Consider the following 428-nt stretch of genomic DNA (forward strand, 5'->3'; position numbering starts at 1 on the left):
AGGGCCCCCCCCCCCCCCCCCCCCCCCCCCCCCCCCCCCCCCCCCCCCCCCCCCCCCCCCCCCCCCCCCCCCCCCCCCCCCCCCCCCCCCCCCCCCCCCCCCCCCCCCCCCCCCCCCCCCCCCCCCCCCCCCCCCCCCCCCCCAGTACGTTGACAACTCCCCCCGAACGGGCACCCGGACGCTCCGCGCGACGGAATCAGTCCCGGGAGGGGCGGGAAAACCGGCTCAGAATCTCTGATAAAGTCGGATCCGCCGGAAAGGGAAACGCGAAAGCGTTGACCTGGAAAGCACCGAGGAAATCGGGTCGGGAAGATCTGATAGAGTCGGAGACATCGAAGGGAAGCGCCCGGAGGAAAGCCCGAGAGGGTGAGTACGAAGGAAGCGTCCGTTCCTTGAGAACTCAACAGCGTGCCAAAAGTCAACGCCAG

The sequence above is a fragment of the Streptomyces sp. NPDC031365 genome, assembly GCF_055569765.1.